This window comes from Micromonospora sp. AP08 (genome assembly GCF_008085935.1).
Classification (GTDB): Bacteria; Actinomycetota; Actinomycetes; order Mycobacteriales; family Micromonosporaceae; genus Micromonospora; species Micromonospora chersina.
The window spans coordinates 51,336-72,817 of record NZ_VSEZ01000022.1; the positions used below are offsets into that span (position 1 = coordinate 51,336).

A 21,482-nucleotide genomic window follows, 5' to 3' on the forward strand; every position below is an offset into this window, starting at 1 on the left:
CCATGTCCCGAACCCTGCACCTCAACGCGTTCCTGATGGGTGTCGGCCACCATGAGGCGGCCTGGCGGCACCCGCGTACCGACCCGCGCCGGGTCGCCGACGTGACGCACTTCCAGGAGCTGGCCCGGATCGCCGAGCGGGGCACGCTCGACTCGGTGTTCCTGGCCGACGGGCTCGCCGTCGGCCCGGCCGTCCGGCACAACATCCAGGCGGTCTTCGAGCCGCTCACCCTGCTCGCCGCGCTGGCCACGGCCACCGAGCACATCGGCCTCATCGCGACCGCCTCCACCACCTACAACGAGCCGTTCAACCTGGCCCGCAAGTTCGCCTCGCTGGACCACCTGAGCGGCGGCCGGGCCGGCTGGAACATCGTCACCTCCGCGCAGGCCCGGGAGGCCCGCAACTTCAACCTCGACGACCACCCGGAGCACGCCGAGCGGTACCGGCGGGCCGCCGAGTTCGTCGACGTGGCGATCAAGCTCTGGGACAGCTGGGAGGACGACGCGCTGGTCCTCGACACCGCGGCCGGCGTCTTCGCCGACACCGACCGGGTGCACGAGATCGCACACCAGGGCGAGCGGTTCCGGGTGCACGGGCCGCTGAACACCCCGCGCCCACCGCAGGGTCGGCCGCTGCTCGTGCAGGCCGGCTCCTCCGCCGACGGCATCGCGTTCGCCGCCCGCTACGCCGAGGCCGTCTTCACCGCCCAGCAGACCCTCGCCGACGGCCAGGCGTTCTACGCCGAGCTGCGGCGCGCGACCGCCGCCGCCGGGCGGGACCCCGACGGGGTCAAGGTGCTGCCCGGCATCGCGCCGGTCATCGGGGGTACGGAGTCCGAGGCCCGTGCCCTCGCCGACGAACTGGAGGCGCTCATCGTGCCCGAGCACGCCCTCGCCCAGCTCTCCGGCATGACCGGTCTCGATCTCACCGGGCTGCCGCTGGACGGGCCGCTGCCCGACCTGCCCGACGTCAGCGCCGTGCAGTCGCACCAGAGCCGCTACCAGCTCGTCGTCGACCTGGCCCGGCGGGAGAAGCTCACCATCCGGCAGCTCATCGGCCGGCTCGGCGGCGGCCGCGGGCACCGGGTCGTCGCCGGCACCCCCGAGCAGATCGCCGACCAGATCGAGCTCTGGTTCACCCAGGGCGCCGCCGACGGCTTCAACGTCATGCCACCCCTGCTGCCCCACGGACTGGAGGCCTTCGTGGACCACGTCGTTCCGCTGCTGCGCCGGCGCGGCCTGTTCCGGCACGAGTACACCGGCCGCACCCTCCGCGAGCACTACGGGCTGCCCCGCCCGGCGAGCACCTACGCCGGCCGAGAGCTGGTGACGGCGTGACCACCGTGGACCGGCCCGGGGCCGGCACCGTCGAGCTGCGGCCGGTCGACTCCGACACGTTCCGCGGCCTGCTGCGCCGGCAGGCGGCCACGGTCACCGTGGTCACCACGCCCGGCCTGCACGGCGGCCGGCGCCTGCCGTCGCTGCCCCCGGCCGGCTTCACCGCCACCTCGTTCACCTCGGTGTCGCTGGACCCGCCGCTGGTCTCGTTCTGCCTGGGCCGGGAGTCGTCGAGCTGGCCGACCGTGGAACGGGCCGAGCACGTCGCCGTGCACCTGCTCGCCTCCGGCCAGCAGGAGGTCGCACGGATCTTCGCCACCAGCGGGATCGACCGGTTCGCCGCCCACCCCGGCTGGGAGGCCGGCCCGTTCGGGGTGCCGCTGATCGGTGACGCCCTGGCCGTGCTGCTCTGCCGGGTGGTCCGCCGGATCGAGGCCGGCGACCACACCCTCGTGCTCGCCGAACCCCTGGCGCTCGGCGCGGGCGAGGACGGTGACCCGCTGGTGCACCACCGCGGCGGCTACACCACCACGCTCGGCGCCTGGCCGGAGACGTGGTGAGCGCACCCGCCGGCGAACTGCTCGCGCTCGACCGGGCCGCCCAGGACCTGCTGTTCCGGGCGGCCCGCACGGCCAACGCGTTCACCGACGAACCGGTCGACGAGGAGCAGGTCCGGGCCATCCACGACCTGGTCCGCAACGGCCCGACCGCGATGAACGCCCAGCCGCTGCGGGTGCTGCTGCTGCGGTCGGCGCCGGCCCGGGCCCGGCTGCTGCCGTACCTCAGCTCCGGCAACCGGGACAAGACGGCGAGCGCGCCGCTGACCGCGGTGCTCGCCGCCGACGTGGACTGGCACGACCGGCTGCCCGAGCTGTTCCCGCACCGGCCCGGCGCGCGGGACTGGTTCACCGGCGACCCGGCCGGCCGCGAGGCCCAGGCCCGGTTCAACGCGGCGCTCCAGATCGGCTACCTGCTGATCGGCGTACGCGCCGCCGGGCTGGCCGCCGGCCCCATGGCCGGGTTCGACGCGGCCGGGGTGGAGCGCGAGTTCTTCCCGGACGGCCGGCACCGGGTGCTGCTGCTCATGAACATCGGCCGGCCGGCGCCGGACGCCTGGCGGGAGCGGCTGCCCCGGCTCGACTACGCCGAGGTGGTCGGCACCCTCTGAGGGGTCAGCGGGGCTCCCAGGCGTCGGGGCGGGCGATCAGCTTGCGGACGTGGCCGGGGAGCTTCCCGCTGGCCATCTCGGCCAGGCTCACCTCGTCGACCACCTGCCGGACGGCGGCGCGGACGGCCACCCAGAGCCGGGGCAGGTTCTCGGCCGCGCCCTCGTACTGGGTCTCCTCGGGGCGCAGCCCGCGTACCCCGGCGAGCGGGCCGTCGACGGCGCGCAGGATCTGCCCGATGGTGACGTCGCGCGGCGGCCGGGCCAGGGTGTAGCCGCCCTCGGCGCCGCGCTGGGCCCGGACGATCCCGGCCCGGCGCAGGTCGGCCAGGACCGCCTCGAGGAACTTGCGGGGCATGTCCTGCTCCGCCGCGATGGCCTGGGTGGACAGCAGGGTGGGGTACGCGGTGGCCAGGCTCAGTGCGGCCCGGACCGCGTAGTCGCCGCGCGCGGAGATCTGCACAGTGCCATCATGCCCGGCCGGCGGGCGCGGGGGAGTCGGCGGGCGGGCGAGGGCGCACCATGCGGACGGGCAGCGGCTGCTCCCGGGCGGCCCGGAAGGCCCCGGGGCTCACCCCGATCTCGCGGGTGAAGAAGCGACCGAAGTTGGTCGGCTCGGGGAAGCCGAGCCGCCGGCCGATCCGGGCGATCGGCTCGTCGGTGGCCGCGAGCAGCCGGCTGGCCTGCAACGCCACCCGCTCGTCGATCACCTGTTTGGCGCTGCGGCCGGTCACCGCCAGGCAGGCCCGGGTCAGGGTACGGACCGAGCAGCCGAGCTGGGCTGCGTAGTCCTCCACCCGTCGGGTGTGCCGGTAGCCGCGCTCCACCTCCCGGCACATTCGCCGGAAGGTCTCCGTCTCAGCCCGCGGCGTGTCTCGCTCCTCGCCGCCGGGGAGCAGGCTCAGCCGCAGCAGCAGCACGGCGAGCTGGTGGCGCAGCAGCGCCGCGGCGGCCGGGATCCCGGCGTGCCGGTCGGCGTCCACGGCCAGCTGGGTCACCTCGCTGATCACCGCGTCCTCGTCCTCCCCGGCGAGCTGCCGGTACGCCGGCACCGCGTCCGGGTCGACGTCGAGGCCGCGCAGAGTCGCCGGACCCCAGCGCACCACCGTCGCGTCGAGCTGCGGACCGAGGCAGCGCAGCACCTGACCGGGTCGGGCCCGCAGCAGCGTGCCCGGCCGGCAGGGCAGCGCCCGGAAGTCCAGTTCGGCGCTGCCGTGTCCGTGGGTGACCAGGATGAGCAGGTCGGCGTCGAGCAGGACCGGCCGCGACCAGCCGGACGCCGGCGCCAGGTCGGCCAGCGCACCGGTGACGATCTTGTCCGGGTCGACGGCAGGCGCGGACAGGTCGGTGCGGGTGGTCGGGGAGGGCTGACCGGTAGTGACCATCGTCCCGACGGTATCCGCCCGCCGTCCACCTTGCATCTCGACGGTTTCGGCCGGTCTTGTCGGCACTGACCAGGGACGGTTAGGTTACCGATCGGTAGCGCCCGGGTCGGCCGACCGGCCCGCGGCCCCGCACACGGGCGATGGGATGGGCATGACGGATCTGTTCTCGGTCGAAGGCAAGACGGTCCTGGTCACCGGCGGCTCACGGGGGATCGGCCTCATGATCGCCCAGGGCTTCGTCCGGGCCGGCGCCAAGGTCATCATCTCCTCGCGCAAGGCCGACGTCTGCGAGGCCGTGGCCAAGGAACTCTCCGCCGACGGGCACTGCGAGGCGATCCCCGCCGACCTGGGCCACGACGAGGGCGCGCTCGGGCTGGCGCAGGCCGTGCGGGAGCGCACCGACCGGCTCGACGTCCTCGTGAACAACGCCGGCGCCACCTGGGGCGCGCCGCTGGAGTCGTACCCGGAGACCGCGTTCGACAAGCTCTGGGCGGTCAACGTCAAGGCTGTCTTCCGGCTCACCACCGCGCTGCTGCCCGCGCTGCGCGCGGCAGCCACGCCCGACGACCCGGCCCGCGTGATCAACATCGGCTCGATCGACGGCATCCGGGTGCCGTGGATGGAGGTGTACGCCTACTCGGCGACCAAGGCGGCCGTGCACATGCTCACCCGCAGCCTCGCCCACCAGCTCGCCGGCGAGCAGATCACGGTCAACGCGATCGCGCCGGGGCCGTTCGAGAGCAAGATGATGGCCTTCGCGCTGGACGACCCGGCCTCCCGGGCGGCCATCGAGCAGCAGGTGCCGCTGGGCCGGATCGGCCGCCCCGAGGACATGGCCGGCACGGCGATCTACCTGTCGTCGCGGGCCGGCGCGTACCTGACCGGGGCGGTCATCCCGGTCGACGGCGGGATCACCACGCACGGCTGAGCCGTACCCCTGCCCTTGACGGCCCGGGGCCGCGCGGACTCGGCAGATCCGCGCGGCCCCGGTGTGCCGTGATCAGCGGCCAGCGAGCAGCCGGTTCACCGCCGTGTCGACGTCCAGGTGCTCGGCCTCGCGGCCACGCGGGACGACGACGTAGGTCCGGCGCAGGAAGCGCACCAGCACGCTGCGCGGGACCTCGAAGAGGGCGTTGCCGTCCGGGGACGACAGCGCGAGCGCGACGAAGTCGCCGCGCGGGGTGGCCCACGGCCAGACCCGGACGTCGCCGATGCCGGCCGGCTCGTCGAGCCCGGTGACCAGCAGTTCGCGGGCGAACGACCAGCTCACCGCCTCGCCGCCGGCGGATTCGGCGTGGAACAGGACATGGACCGCATACGGGTCAGCAGGGTCGTAACGCAGACTGGCACGCACCGGCAAGGCGGTGGCGTCAGGCGCGACGAGCCTTAGCGACGTCTCGACCTCTACGGTCGTCGGTCGGATGACACTCATGGACGTTCTCCCCCCGGCACCGCTGCGGAACGCGCGTGTCCCGCTTTTCCCATACTCAGGTGCTGCTCCTGGCTACGCTCCGCCATACGCTGACTTCACCCAGTGGTGGGAAGGGGGTCGGAAAGCCTTCGAGAACGTGAAAGTTCTTGTAGGATTTCCGCTTCCGCCCGATCCGTCATCCCGCCCGGCAACGGGTGGTTCAGTCGTCGACTTACTCCGGTAACGTCCAGTCCTCAGCGAGGGTGACGGTCCCGGGCGACACTGGGGGTGGAAATGGTCACGAGGGGTTCCTCGGTGGCAGCGAGGACCACGGCCGGCCCGCCGAAAGGTGCGGCCCGAGCAGCCGAAAGTCGGGGGTACGAGGTGCCTGTCGAAGGGGGTCCGCGGACCGCTCTCGCGGAGCGGCGCCGGGCCGGATGGCGAGGACGCCTGCACACCACCCTCGAACTCATCCGGGCCAACCCCACCGGTCGCATCGCCCTCAAGATCTTCATCGGCGTGCTCGGCGCCATCGTCGTCACCGTCGGCCTCGCGCTGATCCCGCTGCCCGGGCCCGGCTGGCTGCTGGTCATCGCCGGCCTCGGCGTCTGGGCCGTCGAGTTCCACTGGGCGCGGCGGCTGCTCGCCTTCACCCGCCGGCACGTCAACGCCTGGACGCGCTGGGTCACCAGCCGATCGCTGCCCGTACGCTGCGCCCTGGGCGCCGTCGGGCTGGTCTTCGTGTCGGTCGTGGTGTGGCTGTCGCTCAAGTACAGCCTCGGCATCGACCTCGTGGCGAGGACGCTGCACTACCTCGCGACCCACTGAGACCCGGTTTTTGGTCCGGGGTCTCGATCAGGTAGAGTCATCGGCGCTGAGGGCGATTAGCTCAGCGGGAGAGCGCTTCGTTCACACCGAAGAGGTCACTGGTTCGATCCCAGTATCGCCCACGCAGGTCAAAGGCCACTTCCCGGATTCGGGAGGTGGCCTTTCTGCTTGTGTACAGCAGCTAAGTACAGCAGTTGGCTCATTGCGCGAGGGATTCGCCGAGACGTTTGAGGGCATCTCTGGTTGCCTTCGTCGATACCTGGGTGTAGATCTCCATCGTCACGGAGAAGCGGGCGTGCCGGAGCACCTGCATGGCGACTCTGGGGTGGACGTCGAGGTCGGCCAGCAGTGTGGCGCAGGTGCGCCTGGCGTCGTGGACGGTGATCGGCTTGACGTTGGCCTTTTCGCATCTCGTCTGCCAGGAGCGCTGGAAGTTGCGCGGCTCGATGGGTGTGCCGTAGCGGGTGGTGAACACGAGTCCCGTTTCGTGCCACGCCTTGCCGGCGGCCGCTTCAGCCTCGTGGCGTTGTTGCTGTCTGAACTTGAGGGCGGTCAGGCAGATGTCGGGCAACGGGAGGGTGGCGTCGGACGCCTGGGTCTTGGTGTCGCGATGGAGGAGCTGCCCGCGGACGCGTTGCAGTTGGCGGCCGATGGTCAGCTCTCCGGTGTCGAGGTCGACGTCCTCGCAGGTGAGCCCCAGGGCCTCGCCTTTGCGGAGGCCGGTGACGAGGACCAGGGCATAGGCGGCGTAGAGCGGGTCCTCGTCGGCGCGGGCAGATTCGAGGAACTTGCGGGCCTCGTCGCTGGACCAGGACTCTCCCCGGCGACGGCGCACCGTGGCGAGGGTGACCGCGACGGCCGGGTTCTTGGTGATGAGGTCTTCGGCCTGGGCGTGGGTGAGGGCGGCCCGCAGTGCCGCCCGAATGTCGCTGACCGTGCGCGTCGACGGGACGGCCTGGCAGCAGCGACCGACCGCGCAGCAGCGCCGCTTGTGCTTCGGCCGGGCGGCGTCCTTGCCCTGGGCGCAGCACTGGCAGGTGCGAGCCACCTGGTTGATCCAGGTCTGTACGTCGCGGGACTGGAGCCGGTCGAGTCGCTTGGTCCCGAGGCCGGGGGAGAGGTAGCGGCGGACGAACGTCTCGTAGGTGGCGTAGGTCAGGGGTGCCCGGTTCGGCTGGATGATCTCGGCCAGCCAATAGGTGAGGAAGTTGCCGACCGTGGGGACGCTGGTCGCCACCGGCGCCTGCTTCGCCTGCTGGTGCAGCTTGATCCACTTGTCGTGCACCGCTTCGCGGGTCTTGCCGTAGACGTACTTCCGGGTGCGCCGGCCGTCGGGCTTGGTGACCCAGACGTAGGCGGCGAAGCCGTTGCGGTAGGGGAAGATCGAGCGTTCACCGTTGGCTCGGGCGCGTCCGGGCATCAGTTGGCCTCCTGGCGTTCGACCTGTTCGCGGATGTAGTCGTCGACCCATTCGGGGAGGATGCGGCGGTACTTGCCGTCCTTGATGGAGCGCAGCTCGCCGGTGGCGATCTTCATCTTGACCTTGGAGATGCCGAAGCCGAGCAGGACGGCGACCTCAGCGGGGGAGTACCAGCGGGGGCGGAGGTCGTGGGTCACGCGGCGGCTCCAGTGAGCCAGGTTTCGTGGGCGAGTTCTTCCCGGCCGATGTGTCTGATCTCGCGCCGCTGGCGGGCGGCGGTGTTGGCGAGCAGGGCGTCACCTTCGGTGAGCCAGCCGGAGCCGATGTAGGTGAGGGTGCCGACGGTGATCGTGTCGGTGGGTTCGTCGTCTTCTTCGCGTCGGTAGGTGGCGCGGGTGTCGCGGAGCAGGGCGAAGGTGACGGAGTAGCGGCGGGCTTTGGTGAGGAAGTGGCCGCCGAAGCCGAGCATGTGCGCCCAGCGGCGCAGCCCGGCGTAGGGGCGCGGTCTGGTGTCAAGGCTGTCTTGACGGTGGTCGGCCGTTGCGGCGCCGCTGCTGGTGTGGGTGGGGGTGGGGCGGCCGAGGTGCCAGCAGGCGTCGATGAGGCGGGCGGTGTGGTCGCCTTCGGGGTCGGCGTAGTCGTCGATGGTGGCGGGGGTGAGGCGGGTGGAGGAGTGGCCGGTGGCTTCGGTGGCTTTGGTGGCGTACTTGGCGAGGTAGGCGGCCACCTTGTCATCGGTCAGCTCACCGCTGGCGGTGTTGATGCGTCGGACGTCGACCTGCTCGCCCCAGGCGATCAGCCAGCCGTCGGGCTGGTCGGGGTGCGGTGGTGTGGTGACGGTGATCTGCCGGGCGGCGGCGTGGAGCGCGGCCTCCAGGTCGTCGACGGTGATGCCGGCCGGTGGTGGCACGAGCGCGTCCGGGTCGTCGGGGTCGACGCCGTCGAGGCGTAGCAGGACGTGGAAGTGAACAGCTCCGCGGCGTTGCATCTCGGCGACCTTTCCGTGGGACACGCGCACGGGCGGCACCCAGCGGACCTTGCCGGAGGCGGTGACGATGCCGACCTTGGGGATGCCGCGTCGGCGGCAGCGCGCGGCGAGGTGGCGGTCGGCGGCCTGCTTGGTGCGCCGCCAGAGCTCGCTGGAGAAGTAGTTCCAGACGACCTGGTGGGCGTGGTCGTAGCAGTCGAGGCACAACGGGCGGCCGAGCCGCGGATCGTCGGCGTCGTGGCGGGCGAAGCACGCCGCGGGCTGCCCGTGTGGGCAGGTGCCGGCGGTGCTGCGGGCGCGGCAGGGCGCGGGTCGGCAGTCGCAGCGTTGCCGGTTGCGGCAGGTGTGGCGCGCGACGTGGCGGTGGTGGACCGGGCCGAAGGACGGGGCGGTGAGGGTGGCGAAGACGACCGGGTGCCGGCCGACCGAGTCGGGGACGCCCTTGCCGCCGGTCAGGCCGCGACAGACGACTTGGTAGGCGTCGCCCCGGTAGACCCAGGCGCAGTCCGGGCACACGGATTCGCGGCGGTTGCCGCACGCCTTGTAGAGCGTCCGGTCGGGCAGCTCGTCGGTGTGCAGCTGGCCGGTGATCCGGCCGGTGTTCCGGTCGACGGCGGCGATCGTGTCGGTGAGGCGGATCGGGCGGGAGCAGCCGCCGGCGGGGCGGGTGTGCTCCAGCCAGCCGGAGAACTCCGGAGAGGCAGCGCGGCGCAGGACCTGGGCGTCCCGGCCGACGGCGAGACCGGGGCGGTAGAGGGTGAGCGGGGCGGGGGACACTACTGTCTCCTCATCAGGGGGTGGCAGGGACGGGAGACGACGCACCACCAGCCGTGGATGAGTGGTCCGCTGGTGGTGTTCGTCGTGTCTCCTGGCACCGCCGAGAGGGCGGCTGACGCCGGAGGGCGGAATCGTGGTCGTGCCACTTCCCGCCGATGGGTCATGTCCTTTCACGCTCGCGGACTCGGTGATGAAGGCCGGCACGGGTGGGGAGCCTGGGATGTCGGCATCCGGCGGGTTGCCGCAGACTGCCCCCACCCGTGGACTGTGCGAATCCGGGCCATCCTGGACGGCAGGGAAGGCCGTGCTGGGCTGCTCAGCGGATTCGGGGAGCCGGCATGGTGGCCGGCGCGATCAAGAGCCGGCGGGACTGGCCCGCATCAGCGGCAGGACGGCCGCTCCGCATCTCCGAGGTCGAGTCCAGCGATCCGGCAGGAAGGCCGCGCTGGCGTACTCGACGAGCGCCAGAGTAGCACCGGGCACGGACACGTCAACCCGCCGTGATCCCTTCCAGCGGGGTGGGACGGCCGGCTCCCGGCCTGTCTTCCGACAACTGATGTGCGACACAGCTCTGCAGGTGATGTGCCACATGTCCAGCGACCCGGGGCGCGGCAGGTTGGCACCGTCGAAACGCCCCGTCACGGGAGAGTGCGTCCAGCTGTTGCCCTCCGCTCCGTCGTGCGCCCGCCCTGCGATGATGTCGCCGACAGCGCTGGCCGAGGGTGGAGAAGCTACGGTTGATCAAGGACCACCGTGACTACCGAACGTTGCACTGGACCGTGGAGGTGGATGGTCCGTGGTCGCCAGCTGCCGTCGAGCGGTACATCACCGGTGGGTACGACGGTCTGCTTTACCGGGCGCCACGCGGGGTCAAGCACCGCTCGCTGGAGTTCCTTCTCCAACTGCCCGGCCTACGTTCGCTGACCGTGCACGGCCGGGTAGCCGACGACTCCGCCGTGAACGAGATCGAATCGGTGGAGCACCTGGTCCTGCTGACCCGTTCCCCGGTGCCCTTGGCGGTCGATCGGTTACAGCGGCTGCACAGCCTGACGGTCGACGCCCGACCGGACATGTCCGGGGTCCGCGGGCTCACCGGACTCGAAGCGCTGTACCTGGCGTGGTGGCATGGCACCGATCTGTCATTCCTCGGTGACAAACCGCACCTTCGCCGACTGCGGCTCGACGGCCGCCCGGCTCGGCTGCAACTCGACGGCATCGAGGCCTGCACGGCGCTTACGAGCCTGGAGGTGCTCGACTATCGGGTAGCAGCCCTAGCGCCGCTGCGCGGGCTGACCCGCATGGAAACCATCCTCGTCAGCGGCCCCCGAAAGCTACCCGCTGACAACGACCTCGACCTGCGAGACCTATCCGCCATGCCGCATCTGCGCAGCCTGCGGCTGATCGCCGCCGGCATGATCCGCTCCCTGCGTCCGATCAAAGCGCTGCCGCAATTGCGCGACCTCCGGCTTAACGAAGTGGTCATCGGCGACGGCGACCTCAGCCCGCTCTTCCGAATGCCATCCTGGGCCGAGGTCGTTCCACCGACCCGATTCCTCGACGACCCCGCGCGGTACTCCCACACCATCGCAGAACTGCGCGCACTCACGAAACAAGGCTGATCGCCACGCTGCGGCTTCGTTCACAGCCCCTCCAAAGCAAGAAGGACGCCAACGCCAACCTCATGCTTCCTGGCCCGGCGTCATCCGACGCGCACGGATGCCGAGACCAGCGCGCTGAGGTGTCGCAGATCAGTTGGCAGACGGATGTCGCGCATCAGTCGACGGAGGACAGGCCGGCTCCCGGCCGGTGTGGGAGGACTTTCTGTACGTCTATCAAGGCGGCCCTTGACGGGCCGCACGCGCCGCCGCCTGGGCGCGCGTCCGTCGCTCCGCTGGCGCTCCGACTCCGGCCACGCAACACGCCCGGCGGCTGGCGCGGAAGCGGGGAGCCCAAGGGGCCGCCGCAGAACGACAGGCCGTTGATGAGTGAGGTGGCGGGCCGGCAGCCGGCCGGGCCGCGCGGCCACGAGCCCGCGCGGCGTAGGGGAGCGCACGCCGGCCGCGTCGGCGAGCTGGCGGCGGTCGCGGGGTTGCGGTTACTGCGCCTCCGGCGGGGGCGCAACGACTCCGGGATGGCCGGGGCTCCGTCCGCACGTTGCGGGCCGTGAGTGGTTGCGCAGGACCATCCCGCCAGCCGTCGACCCGGGCAAGCCGAGCAGACCACCGCCCGGCCCGCCAGCGTCCGTACGTGCGTCAAGGCCGTCTTGACGTGGCGGACCGGGCGGCGGCCCGCTCCCCAGATGGGCGGGTCGGCGGCAGACGGGATGGCAGGAAGACCTTCAGTCGTTCGTGGTTGAGTTCGAGCTGACGCCACGGACGATGGTGGACTGTTCCGGCAGCTCGGCAACGCCGTCTACCAGCTCGCCGTCCAGTGGTACCAGGGTCCCTCGATCCGTTCGAACTGTGGCCCCTCCCACTCACCGTTTCCGAGGTCACCGTCCGGCCCGTTCGGGAAGTAGCCCCATCCAGAATCGTCGAGGCCAGGGCTGTCGACGGCGTAGAAGATGTAGCCGCCCTTCACCCCGTATGACGACCCAATGTCACACGAGCCGATCTTGTCAGGTGCATCGACCGAATCGAACGCGTCTAGGGCCGGAGGCGGCGGTAGCTTCGTCACCACCTCGTCAAAGGGGGCACGGTCGAAGCAGTCCGGGCGGGGGTAGTACCCCATGGCGAGCGCGGTCGTCACTGGTATCGCCACAAGCGTGGCGGCGACGGCCGTAACCGCGATGGCCCAAGTTCGCATATCGCGGAGTCTGCCAGACCTTTGGAGGGATGTAGAGATCCAGGCGCGTGGGGCACGCAGGGGGCACAAGGCACCGTCAAACGTTGTCGACCAGTGAGCAACCATGGCAGCCTCAGACGCCGTGTGAGCAGCTATCCGGCAACGTTTCCGCTAGTGGGCCGAGTGCGGCCCGAAGTTCCGCTTCAACGTCTGACTAGTGGGTGTCGGCGGGGTCAGCGGGGTTGCCATCCCGGCCCACGAGCGCGAAGCGACGAGAGCACTCGACGCTCTCCTTAAGGTGCAATGTCCTGACCGGCGATCCGCCGAGAGGTGGTGTGTCGAGACTGACCGCAAAGCCTGTGCGGACCAGCGTGTCGTCTGGGCCCTCCTCGTCGACCTCGACGAGGGTGGGCGGGGCGCCAGGGGAGCCGGTGCCCGAGGTTGTCCACCTGTATCTCAGTTCAACCTCGCCCTCGTGCGGGCAACTCCACGTGAGTTGGCTTACTGAAGCACCGCCGGCGGCGTTGGCCCATGCGGTCCAGCCAGTGCCGTCATCCCTCAGGCAGACCCAACTGGACTCCATTGCCCCATATTCATACGGACCGCTGTCCCAGAGCCCCACGAGGTTCCCGTCCCGCATGCGTAGCATGATGCCAGTTCTTCACTCCTCAGGGCGGTAGCTGGTTGACAGCAACGCCGCAGGACGGCAGCACGCTGACTGACGCTGGCACAGACAAAGTTCCGAGTGTGCAGCCGTTGCCGGACACGTGCGGACGCGACGCACAGAGCTTGTAAGCGAGATGTAGCGCCTATGACTGAAAAGATGATCAGTCCTTAGATGGCGGGTCGCCAGGGCTTGCGGGTGTTGGCGCACCCAGAGCGGACAGGAGATCAGCGCTGGTGATATCGGCTCGCGCTGTGGCCTGTAGTCGCCAGATCAGCTCTCGATAGCGGTCATCATCAAAAGCTTGCCCTTCATGCGCAACGGCGGTTACATACGCAAGAATGTCGCTTGCTGCATCGAGAACGGGTCGGTCTCCAACGAGGAGCACTCGTGTGAACGCGTGCCAGACCTCCGCTCGTGCATCTGTCGCCGACTCCTCCGTGGGATGACGCCGGAGCGCTCGACGAGCGTGGCCAGCGGCGACATAGAAGGCGGAGTATGCCTCGATCCTCTCCTTGTGAAGCCTAAACCGATCTTCCCTGTCGTACTGTTCCTCACGTATGCGCCGGGCCTCCTTGGCTTGAGTGCGCCAAGCGAGGAGAGTTCCCGTGGTTCCGATGAGGCCACCAACTCCGGCTGACAATAGGGAATCCCAGAGGGCCACTGCTCCTCCCACACTTACTCGGCCTGCCTGCAACCCGAGTCTGATGCTGACGGGCAATGTTGATCTAGGGTGAACGACGCCGCGCACGCGACGGACTCGACGGCCATCTTCAGGGGGTTCATGGCCGGGCAGCCAACCGAGCAGCCAAACCAGCGACCTTCGGCGGACGATGACGGACCTGGACACCAGGTTGGGCAGTGAGACCAGGCGGTCAAGCAGGGCTGGGCGACCGACTCGTAATGCGCAGGTCAGCGGCCGACGCGGATACGGTCGGCGGCGTACAGCTCACGGGAGCCGTCAGCGCGGAAGATCACGATGACTGGGACGCCCTCGCCTATCTCCAACTCGCGTCGCTCCGTCGGGGTAGGCATCCGGGCGGAGGCGGTATCGCCCTTGAGGAGGCTCACCGTCTCGGTCGGCTCCAGGGCGCGGACGAAGGTGCCGCGCGGTGGTTCCACGATCACGAGCCCTTCCGACCGGAGTAGCGCTATCGCCTGTCGGACGCTCGTGCGGCTCAACCCGTACTCCTGAGCTAGCCGCAGCTCACTTGGCAGCGACGCGCCGGGCGCGAGGTCGCCAGACGTGATCCGCTCTCGTAGAAGGTCTGCGAGCTGCCGGAACACGGCGCGGTCTGCGCTCGGGTCGATCACGGCTGTGACGCTACGTGTCCAACAGCTCTACATCTTATTGTATCTACAGTCCTACGTCGTTACGGTGACCTTTGGCGTTCTGCAACCAGCTCCGGGCCGAACGCCTGCCATCGACTTCGACTTCATGCTCCAGGGGGTCCAGTGCCGCGCGTCTCGTACGAGGAGTACCTGTTCGCTGTCGCCCTGACCTTGGCCCGCCGGCACCGGCCGGTCTGGTCGTGGCGGCACTGGCGCCGGATCTGCCGCTGCGGCGCGACCCTGCCGTGCCGGAGCCGTCACCGCATCCCGATCAACCGCGGCCACTGGCCCAGGCAGGACGGCCCCCGATGACCACTCATCACCCGATCAAGCCGGCCTGGACGTGCGGCGGCTGTGCGGGCGAGTGGCCCTGCCAGACCCGGCGGCGGGAGCTGCGAGCTGAGTACGACCGCGCTCCGGTGTCGCTGGCGCTCTACCTAGCCGCCCAGCTCGTCGACGCCACTCAGGACCTGGCCCACGTCCCCGCCGGCCACCTGCACCACCGGTTCCTCGGCTGGACCCGGTGAGCATCTTGCGGCCCGGCGACGAGAAGTTCCACTACAGCGACGGCTCCCACAAGTGGATCCCACCGAACCCGGACTACGACCAGGAGGTCTGGGACGAGCAGGTCCGCCAGCACAAGCAAGCCCACCTCAGGAACGAGCGCGCGAAGGTTCGCATCCAGCGCCTCGTCTGATGCCAGCAGTACAGCAGCGAAGTACAGCAACCGCGCCAGCCAGACCGAGCCGAGAAGGGCCTCAGCAGGCCATCTGACCTCGCATCAAGCCCGACCCAGCCTGCTCGCCGAGAGTTCACACCGAAGTGGTCAGGATTCGCTCCTCCCCACCTGGCTGGTGCCGGCTGTCGTCTGGAGCCCGGAGGCACACAGCCAGGAGGGCCTTGCTGCATCGACATATGGCTTTGAGATCTGCCATGCCCGCGGCCGTATCGGTCCCGGGAGGTGAGACTCGAATCCCACCGGCAACCCTCTGGCCAGGACTTCCTGCGCGGTGACCTCTTCGGCGTGCCCGAAAGCGTCAGCACCGGTGGCTCCGCTTCACAGGCCGACGACGTCCGCTCATGCCGATGACAGTGCCTGTGCGTGCGACCATGCTCAGCGTGTGGCGGCGTCGGTGAGGATCGCTTGGAGGCGGCTTCGGCATTCGGCGACGAACGCGGGGTAGGTGTGCCAGTAGTACGAGATGCCGCTGGCACCGACCGCGATGGCCCAGGCGCGGGCGCGCGTCCAGGTCAGGTCGTCGAGGCCGACGGCGTCCCAGTAGGCGTGTCGCGCTTGGGGCGGCAGGTCCCAGACGGTGGAGTGCTCGGCGTCGGGCAAGCCGATCGACAGGCCGCCGAAGTCGATGATCGCGTGCAACCTGCCGTCCTGTACCAGGAGGTTGGTGGGCCTGAGATCGCCGTGGAGCCACACATGAGGTCCGGACGGTTCGGGCAGGGCGAGCGCTTCGCGCCACAACCGTTCCAGGGTCTCGACGTCGATTTCCCCGCCGACGGTGGCCCGGCAGTCCGTAAGACACCTGCTGATCCACTCGTCGCAGGCCCGCAGATGTCCCCCGCGGTACCAACGGAGGTCACCCGTGCGGGTCGCCCCCATGAGATCGATACGGTGAAGTTCCCGCACGACGGCCGCCAGATCGGTGCCGAAAGCCGACCAGTCCTGGACCATATCCGGCCGGGCTTCGTCGCCGTCGATCCACCGGTAGATCGACCAAGGCAGCGGATAAGCGGTGGTGGGCATGCCGGCATGCAGTGGCTCTGGGACCGAACACGCCACCAGCGGTGCCAGACGGGGAAGCCATTCCCGCTCCTTGCGCAGGGACCGCGCCTTGTCAGCGGTTCGCGGGAGCCTCACGAGCAGATCGCTGCCCAGCCGGTACATGATGTTGTCGGTGCCTGCACCCGCTGGTGACAGCGACAGACCGGCCCATTGCGGGCACTGCTCATTCAGCAGCGACCTGACAAGTCCGGCGTCGACCGGGACCTCGTTCTGGTGCAAAGCCATGCCAAGATCTTTCCGCCAGGTGCCAGTGCTAGCCACTGACTTTCCGTCGGCGTGCACGAGTGACCGAAGCAAGACGCGCTCATCTGCCACGAGCAAGGCGCGGGTGTTGTGCCGGCGTTGACGCTGACCCGGCCTAGCATCTTCAGCAGTGGCTTGGTGATCCACTCGGCGCGCTGCTATCACACACGCTGGTCGTCGGCTAGGCGTCTCGCACCCATCGCCGTGGTGCGGAATTTGGCCAGCGGCGACGAAGCGTTGACGAAGGTGCCGGGGCACCTGATCTGTGTCCCTGATCGGTGCTGAGCCAAGGTGGGCACGGCGACTACAGCCCTTGCGGCCGGTCCGCGGATGCTGTCCGGCCTACAAGAAGCGCTCAGGGTCGAAGCTTTCGAGGTCGATGATGCGAACCCGAGGAAGGACGTTGGTGAAGCAGCCCGCATCCTCCTCGATGTCGAATACATGCAGGCCCGGCAGGTCGGCGAAGCCGGCGTTGAGGAACTCCTTGAACCCGACGATCGCGACCTGATGATCACCTCGTAGGAGCTCGTCGACCTGCGGCAGGAAGTCGCCGTCGTGGCTGGCGAGCATCACATTGCCCGAGCGCCGGGCGATAGCCTCCAACGTCCGCTGGATGCCGATGTCCACCACCTTCTGATCCGATGATCCAGCGAGCGGAATGGGCCGGTATTCCATGCTCAGGAGGGCCCGGACGAAGGGCATCGGCAGACCGCCGCCCGAGGCGTTGAGGAAGAACAGTGCCTTCACCGGCTGCTGCCACGTGTCCCGCGCGAAGTCCCGCAGACGCTCCCACCGGGGTCGCTCCGCAGGGGCCGGCCGGCGCTCCAGAACACTGTTGCCGAGAGTGGCATCGATGTTCTCCCCGTCCACGATGAGGTACGTGACGGGTTGGGTTGTACCGGGCATAGGCGTGCCTCTCGAGTCGAGCAGCGAGCGCGGACCGGTCGAGCCCGAGCGTTTGACGTGCCGGAGGAAGCCGTGCTCATGGTCAAGGGTATTGCCTGCCAGCCCTGCCGGCAGACAGCATCCGACTCTCATAAGTAGCCGCAGACCGCGGTCAGCAGCACTGCCAGGTGAACATGGCTCGGTCGAATCGCCGGGCAGCGAGGTCGTCGGGTCGGATGAGCCAGTAGAGCATGCCCGTGTCGCCCCACATCATGTTCGCGTTGTCGTCGCTGTCGAACTGGGCGAGCAGCAGCCATCGGCTGGCCTCGGAGGCGAGTGCCGGGTCTCGCCAGTCGACGCTGCCGCCCAGTGCCGCCTGCGCGACCTCGTACTCGACGTCGCCCTGCACCGGCCAGGCGTATCCGCCCAGCTGGTGCAGCGGGCCCTCGCCGCTGCTGATCGCCGAACAGAATTCCCTGCGCCGAAGCGGGTGCTCGGGTTCTGTTGCCTGGCTGAAGTCGGACCCGAACGCGTCGTGCAGTACGAGATGGTCGTATGAGGGTGCGGTCGACACCGCACGCGAGGTGAGCCAAATACGCTTGTAGGGTTCGATGCCCTCTGGAGTCGCCCGCTGTGCACTGGCTCGGCCTGCAGGCACGTACACGACGCGGGCGCCGGCCTGAGACTCGGGATCGCTGGCGAAGACCATTGCCTCACCATCGTCGTACTGCCCGTCGAAGTAGAAGAACAGAAGCCGGCCGTCGACCGGCAGCCCCATTTCGCCGACCACTCGTGGCAGCGCGGCGCAGTCGACGGAGGCGATGAAGCTCAACGGCCCGTGCCCCTCCCAGACCGGCCACGCCAGCTCGTCGGGCAGTTCGGGCTCACCGCCCAGGTATCCGACCGCAGCCCCGTCGCCGTCATCGGCACTGATCAGCCGAAGTCCCGGCCGCAGCAGCGACAACCACGTGTCGGCGACGTCAGCCGGTAGGTGCTCACGGGCCGCCGCCGCAAGATCGGTCTGGCTCGACATGCCGAGCATCATGCCACCGCGCACCGACACGGGACGGTGGTCGCCCGCCCCGGCCTCACCGTGGGCTCGGCCCCGCTGCCGGCCGAGCCACAACACGGTTAGCCGGGCCGCAAGGGCAGTCCTCCATAGAGGCCCGGCTTACTCCATTCTCATCTGGTTGCCGACCACGCATACGTACAGCCATGCTCCGCCTCACCGAAAAAGGGCTCACAGCTCTACGAGGGCCTGCGCATCACCGCGAGCGCTACGGCGACGAAATCGGCGAACTGCTCCCCGCCAGTGACCCCGGCCCGAGCCCTTGCCGGCACCGCCCGGCGCGCGCTGCGCGACCGGCTCACGCGACGGACGGAAGCGGTGACGTCGCCCAGGTGCGCACCCGCCGCTGCAATCCTGATCGGGCCGGTCGTCGCGCCGCTCGCGTTCGGCATGCTGCTACTGATTCTTCTGGCACGGCGAATCTGCTGGCTGACGTGACCGGCGCCCACGCGGGGCCGCACACGATGGCGGTGGCGCTTGCCGCGGCCTCGATGTGGGGGTTCGGCCGGTGGATGGCACGCTTCGAGCCGATGGTCGCGGTCGCCGTCGTGGGTCCGGCGTCGCTCGCTCCGGCCATCTCACCGGTAGGCGAAGACGAACCCGCCCTCGACGTTCGGGGCAGGACGGTGCATCATCTCCGCCTCAACGGTGAAGCCGGCGGCGTCCAGCCAGGCCGCGACCCCCCGGTGAGCGGCGGTGCACGTGCACATTCATCGGGTGTCCGCGGTCAGCCCGGTCACCTCCGCGACATCAGCGAGGAGACGAGCGCCGGCATGGCCGACCACGCGACGCCCGTCGGCACTCACGATGATCTTCAGGCGCGCTCCGGTAGCCTTCACTCGGTAAGTGCCTTCCGTGCGGGCGATCATGGGCCTTCGACAAGCCAGATCATCCCAGATCGGGAGGCACTTCCTCATTTCTGATCATGAACCACAGACGGCCTTACTGAACGGCCGAGGTTAGGCAAGGGTTGTGGACCCTTCGAACGGCAAGGGACAGCCGGCGATTGCTGAAGTTGCCGAAAGCAACAATGGAGGCGGTCTGACGATGGTGTGGCCCAAGAATCACCGCGAATGATTTCTAATCGGCAATGGCCATTCATGCCATTGGTCAGGATGGCGTCTACGGTGGTGCGAGCGCAACGTGCAATCCGCCAATTTTGCTCACAAGATGGGTCCAGCTGCCGGGACCACAGCGCCTCGACGCTTGGCCGATCGCCCGTCCCGATCAATGTGGAGCCCGTGGGATGGTCGAGTTTCGTCCGGCGCGGGGGCGTAGAGGTCGGACGCCTCAGCGATGAGGAGAGTGACACATCGTGGTGTCTCGCACAGTCAGACGGGCGCTGGCCGGTATGGCGGCGGCGACCCTGGTGGGATCGCTGACGCTGGCCAACCCGGCTCAGGCCAACCCCAACAACAACTCCGTCCGGAAGCTCACCAAGGCCGTGACCCTTCAAGGGGTACTCCGCCACCTCGACGCGTTCCAAGAGATCGCCGACACCAACGGCGGCAACCGGGGCTCTGGTCTGCCCGGGTACGACGCGAGCGCCGACTACGTGGCCGGCCTGCTCGAGAAGGCTGGCTATCAGGTGACTCGACAGCCGTTCGACTTCGCCTTTTTCGAGGAGTTCGGCTCGAGCTTCAGTCGGCTCGCTCCGCCGCCGGCCAGGAACTACGTGGACGGCACCGACTACGACCTCATGGACTACTCCGGCTCCGGTGACGTGACAGGTCTTGTCGCACCGGTCGACCTCAACCTCACCCCACCGCGGGCGTCCACGTCGGGATGCGAGGCGTCCGACTTCACGGCGGCGGTGGCCGGCAAGATCGCGCTCCTGCAGCGCGGCACGTGTCCGTTCGGTACCAAGGTGGCCAACGCGGAGGCCGCCGGTGCCATCGGCGCGATCGTCATGAACCAGGGCAACGGCGACCCGGTCGCCAACGCCGACCGCTACGACCTGTTCGCCGGCACCCTCGGTGCGCCGGTGGGCATCCCCGCGGTGTCGGTCTCCTACTCTCTCGGTGAGCAGTTCGCCAACACCTCTGGGCTGCAGGTACGGATCACCGCCGACACGACGTCGGAGATCCGATCGACGGAGAACGTCATCGCGGAGAACACGACCGGGCGCACCGACAACGTGGTGATGGCCGGGGCGCACCTGGACTCCGAGCCGGACACCGCGGGCATCAACGACAACGGCAGCGGCAGCGCCGCCCTGCTCGAGATCGCCCTGCAGATGGCGAAGGCCAAGACCAACAACCAGGTCCGCTTCGCGTGGTGGGGCGCGGAGGAGGCCAACCTGATCGGGTCGACGTTCTACGTCAACAGCCTCAGCGAGGAGCAGGTTGCCGACATCGCGCTCTACCTGAACTTCGACATGATCGCCTCGCCCAACTACATGTTCGGCGTCTACGACGGTGACGACTCGGCTGGCGAGGGCTCCGGCCCCGGCCCAGCCGGCTCCGCGCAGATCGAGGACGTCTTCGAGGCGTTCTTCGGCAGCCGTAACCTCCCGACGAACGCGGCCGACTTCACCGGCCGTTCGGACTACGGTCCGTTCATCGGGGTCGGCATCCCTGCCGGTGGCCTGTTCACCGGCGCCGAGGGGCTCAAATCGGCCGCGGACGTGGCCAAGTACGGCGGGGTACAGGGCGAGCAATACGACCCCTGCTACCACGAGCCGTGCGACAGCCTCGACCCGGTCGGCGACGGCGGCAACGCCGCCCTCTACGCGCAACTGGACGGGATGTACGACCTCTACGGCAACATCAACACCTACGCGCTCGACGTCAACGCCGACGCCGTCGCCACCGCGATCATGACGTTCGCGTACGACACGTCGGCCGTCAACGGCGTTCCCCGCTCACCCGGCAAGTCGCACGGCGCGGGCAAGAGTGAGGACGCCCACGGCAAGGCTCTCCTCTAGCCAGCGACGAGCCCGGGCCAGTTGTCATTGGCCCGGGCTCGCCGCTGCCATGGGTCATACCTCGATGTACTCCGTGGCAGGAAATGCGGCTATCGGCCAGGCACCGACGAGAACGTCGGTGAAGGCGGCGCCGAACTAGACGAGTCGATGATCACCGGCGAGCCGCGGCCGGTCCCACGCGGGGTGGGGGACCGAGTGGTCGCCGGTACCGTGTCCACCGACTCGGCGATCCGCATCCGGGCCGACTAGGTAGGAAAGAACATCAGCTTGTTAGCCACTTCGCGGGGCCGAGGGCCGGGCGGCCGGTGGGCTGAGACGATCGAGTGACCAGGATGAGCCGCCGATCGTTCCCGTTAGGAGGTCGGAGGCCGCCACCGGCCGATCCGCAGGTCGTCAATGCGGTCGTTGCGGAGCAGGTCGGTATCGACGGTGTCCAGCAGGCCAGCGACGTCTACCCATAGGTGTGTCAT

21 protein-coding genes, 1 tRNA gene and 1 pseudogene are annotated in these 21,482 nt (G+C 69.3%); 11 read left to right on the top strand and 12 right to left on the bottom strand.

The window, feature by feature from the left end; translation table 11 throughout:
• Positions 1-2 precede the first annotated feature (2 nt).
• Genes FXF50_RS26620 through FXF50_RS26630 form a run of 3 tightly spaced genes read left to right on the top strand, consistent with a single transcriptional unit; the run spans position 3 to position 2,505 of the window.
• Positions 3-1,337 carry an LLM class flavin-dependent oxidoreductase gene (locus FXF50_RS26620; RefSeq protein ID WP_148431683.1) on the top strand — a complete coding sequence of 445 codons (1,335 nt, stop codon included), beginning with the start codon at positions 3-5 and terminating at the stop codon, positions 1,335-1,337.
• The gene (locus FXF50_RS26625) at positions 1,334-1,897 is read left to right on the top strand and encodes a flavin reductase family protein (protein ID WP_148431684.1); all 564 of its coding nucleotides are present in this window, start codon (positions 1,334-1,336) and stop codon (positions 1,895-1,897) included. The genes FXF50_RS26620 and FXF50_RS26625 overlap by 4 nt, the downstream gene beginning before the upstream one ends.
• Positions 1,894-2,505 (top strand): malonic semialdehyde reductase, encoded by a 612-nt coding sequence (locus tag FXF50_RS26630; protein WP_148431685.1) that lies wholly within the window; start codon positions 1,894-1,896, stop codon positions 2,503-2,505. The genes FXF50_RS26625 and FXF50_RS26630 overlap by 4 nt, the downstream gene beginning before the upstream one ends.
• A 4-nt stretch (positions 2,506-2,509) precedes the next feature.
• Here FXF50_RS26630 and FXF50_RS26635 read toward each other — a convergent pair whose 3' ends face one another.
• Both FXF50_RS26635 and FXF50_RS26640 read right to left on the bottom strand, forming a co-directional pair.
• The gene (locus FXF50_RS26635; protein WP_091270016.1) at positions 2,510-2,965 is read right to left on the bottom strand and encodes an Rrf2 family transcriptional regulator; all 456 of its coding nucleotides are present in this window, start codon (positions 2,963-2,965) and stop codon (positions 2,510-2,512) included.
• A 7-nt stretch (positions 2,966-2,972) separates the two neighbouring features.
• Positions 2,973-3,887 carry a helix-turn-helix transcriptional regulator gene (locus FXF50_RS26640; protein WP_148431686.1) on the bottom strand — a complete coding sequence of 305 codons (915 nt, stop codon included), beginning with the start codon at positions 3,885-3,887 and terminating at the stop codon, positions 2,973-2,975.
• A 151-nt stretch (positions 3,888-4,038) separates the two neighbouring features.
• Here FXF50_RS26640 and FXF50_RS26645 point away from each other — a divergent pair, with 151 nt between their 5' ends.
• A complete protein-coding gene (locus FXF50_RS26645) occupies positions 4,039-4,815 on the top strand; it encodes an SDR family oxidoreductase (RefSeq protein WP_148431687.1) in 777 nt (258 codons plus the stop codon).
• A 72-nt stretch (positions 4,816-4,887) separates the two neighbouring features.
• Here the strand turns inward: FXF50_RS26645 and FXF50_RS26650 are convergent, their stop codons facing one another.
• Positions 4,888-5,319, bottom strand: a complete 432-nt coding sequence (locus FXF50_RS26650; protein WP_007457244.1) for an SsgA family sporulation/cell division regulator — start codon at positions 5,317-5,319, stop codon at positions 4,888-4,890.
• Between the two features lie 273 nt (positions 5,320-5,592).
• Between FXF50_RS26650 and FXF50_RS26655 the strand changes: the two genes are divergently transcribed.
• Both FXF50_RS26655 and FXF50_RS26660 read left to right on the top strand, forming a co-directional pair.
• Entirely contained in the window at positions 5,593-6,126 is a 534-nt protein-coding gene (locus FXF50_RS26655) for a TIGR02611 family protein (protein ID WP_148431688.1), read from the top strand.
• A gap of 50 nt (positions 6,127-6,176) precedes the next feature.
• Positions 6,177-6,248 (top strand) — tRNA-Val (locus FXF50_RS26660).
• A 77-nt stretch (positions 6,249-6,325) separates the two neighbouring features.
• Here FXF50_RS26660 and FXF50_RS26665 read toward each other — a convergent pair.
• The 3 genes from FXF50_RS26665 to FXF50_RS26675 are packed head-to-tail and all read right to left on the bottom strand — an operon-like array spanning position 6,326 to position 9,311.
• Positions 6,326-7,546: a site-specific integrase gene (locus FXF50_RS26665; protein WP_148431689.1), complete on the bottom strand. Its 1,221-nt coding sequence runs from the start codon at positions 7,544-7,546 to the stop codon at positions 6,326-6,328.
• Positions 7,546-7,743 carry an excisionase family DNA-binding protein gene (locus FXF50_RS26670; RefSeq protein WP_148431690.1) on the bottom strand — a complete coding sequence of 66 codons (198 nt, stop codon included), beginning with the start codon at positions 7,741-7,743 and terminating at the stop codon, positions 7,546-7,548. The genes FXF50_RS26665 and FXF50_RS26670 overlap by 1 nt, the downstream gene beginning before the upstream one ends.
• A complete protein-coding gene (locus tag FXF50_RS26675) occupies positions 7,740-9,311 on the bottom strand; it encodes a replication initiator (protein ID WP_148431691.1) in 1,572 nt (523 codons plus the stop codon). Before FXF50_RS26675 ends, FXF50_RS26670 begins: the two co-directional genes overlap by 4 nt.
• A gap of 737 nt (positions 9,312-10,048) precedes the next feature.
• Here FXF50_RS26675 and FXF50_RS26680 point away from each other — a divergent pair.
• Positions 10,049-10,930, top strand: coding sequence for a hypothetical protein (locus FXF50_RS26680; protein ID WP_148431692.1), 882 nt, complete (start codon positions 10,049-10,051; stop codon positions 10,928-10,930).
• 793 nt (positions 10,931-11,723) lie between these two features.
• On the opposite strand, the gene FXF50_RS26685 is transcribed toward FXF50_RS26680, so the two are convergent.
• Both FXF50_RS26685 and FXF50_RS26690 read right to left on the bottom strand, forming a co-directional pair.
• A complete protein-coding gene (locus FXF50_RS26685; RefSeq protein ID WP_148431693.1) occupies positions 11,724-12,116 on the bottom strand; it encodes a hypothetical protein in 393 nt (130 codons plus the stop codon).
• A gap of 1,555 nt (positions 12,117-13,671) precedes the next feature.
• Complete coding sequence (locus tag FXF50_RS26690) at positions 13,672-14,073, bottom strand: winged helix-turn-helix domain-containing protein (protein ID WP_148431694.1); 402 nt, start codon at positions 14,071-14,073, stop codon at positions 13,672-13,674.
• 326 nt (positions 14,074-14,399) lie between these two features.
• Between FXF50_RS26690 and FXF50_RS26700 the strand changes: the two genes are divergently transcribed.
• Together FXF50_RS26700 and FXF50_RS29470 are read left to right on the top strand one after the other, a co-directional pair.
• Positions 14,400-14,618 carry a flavin reductase gene (locus FXF50_RS26700; protein ID WP_148431696.1) on the top strand — a complete coding sequence of 73 codons (219 nt, stop codon included), beginning with the start codon at positions 14,400-14,402 and terminating at the stop codon, positions 14,616-14,618.
• Positions 14,615-14,788 carry a hypothetical protein gene (locus tag FXF50_RS29470; protein ID WP_187399833.1) on the top strand — a complete coding sequence of 58 codons (174 nt, stop codon included), beginning with the start codon at positions 14,615-14,617 and terminating at the stop codon, positions 14,786-14,788. Before FXF50_RS26700 ends, FXF50_RS29470 begins: the two co-directional genes overlap by 4 nt.
• A 417-nt stretch (positions 14,789-15,205) precedes the next feature.
• On the opposite strand, the gene FXF50_RS26705 is transcribed toward FXF50_RS29470, so the two are convergent.
• The 4 genes from FXF50_RS26705 to FXF50_RS30040 all read right to left on the bottom strand — a co-directional run bounded on the left by FXF50_RS26705 (position 15,206) and on the right by FXF50_RS30040 (position 18,796).
• On the bottom strand, positions 15,206-16,114 hold the full coding sequence (locus tag FXF50_RS26705) for an aminoglycoside phosphotransferase family protein (RefSeq protein ID WP_148431697.1): 909 nt from the start codon (positions 16,112-16,114) through the stop codon (positions 15,206-15,208).
• Between the two features lie 360 nt (positions 16,115-16,474).
• Positions 16,475-17,002 (bottom strand): nuclease, encoded by a 528-nt coding sequence (locus tag FXF50_RS26710; RefSeq protein ID WP_255510203.1) that lies wholly within the window; start codon positions 17,000-17,002, stop codon positions 16,475-16,477.
• A 187-nt stretch (positions 17,003-17,189) separates the two neighbouring features.
• Entirely contained in the window at positions 17,190-18,050 is an 861-nt protein-coding gene (locus FXF50_RS26715) for a YwqG family protein (RefSeq protein ID WP_255510204.1), read from the bottom strand.
• Between the two features lie 614 nt (positions 18,051-18,664).
• Positions 18,665-18,796 (bottom strand): hypothetical protein, encoded by a 132-nt coding sequence (locus tag FXF50_RS30040; RefSeq protein ID WP_255510205.1) that lies wholly within the window; start codon positions 18,794-18,796, stop codon positions 18,665-18,667.
• 605 nt (positions 18,797-19,401) lie between these two features.
• Here FXF50_RS30040 and FXF50_RS26725 point away from each other — a divergent pair.
• Together FXF50_RS26725 and FXF50_RS30050 are read left to right on the top strand one after the other, a co-directional pair.
• Positions 19,402-21,012: a M28 family peptidase gene (locus FXF50_RS26725; RefSeq protein ID WP_222866107.1), complete on the top strand. Its 1,611-nt coding sequence runs from the start codon at positions 19,402-19,404 to the stop codon at positions 21,010-21,012.
• Positions 21,013-21,123: 111 nt separating this feature from the next.
• Positions 21,124-21,258, top strand: a pseudogene (locus FXF50_RS30050) (hypothetical protein); the annotation flags it as partial.
• Between the last annotated feature and the right edge of the window lie 224 nt (positions 21,259-21,482).